This is a genomic window from Peribacillus sp. SIMBA_075 (assembly GCF_046534585.1).
Map to the genome: position 1 here is coordinate 1 of NZ_JAWRYN010000325.1, position 313 is coordinate 313.

A 313-nucleotide genomic window follows, 5' to 3' on the forward strand; every position below is an offset into this window, starting at 1 on the left:
CCAGTCCAAAAATAACTGCGTCATAAAATCTTATGGCACCTAGGTTCGCAACAAAATCATTGACGATGTCAATTCCCTTTTGTTTGATCATTTCGTCTCCTTCGGAAGAGATCGGAATATTAGCAGCTTCAACAATCAAGCTTGCTTTTACGGTACCAGCATTAGAATGGTTAATAACGTCCTCTAATGCACATGGGATGAGAATATCGCAGTCCACATTAAGCCAGTCCGAGTTTGGCCTTACAGTATAGTTCGGTTCAAAATAGTCTTGATCCATTTCTCCGTATACATTCTTATGGTCAATGAGCTTTTG

The 313-nt window shown here is 39.9% G+C and carries 1 pseudogene; it reads right to left on the reverse strand.

The annotated features are described in order from the left end of the window. A pseudogene (locus tag SB775_RS28425) lies at positions 1-313 on the reverse strand (Glu/Leu/Phe/Val dehydrogenase); the annotation flags it as partial.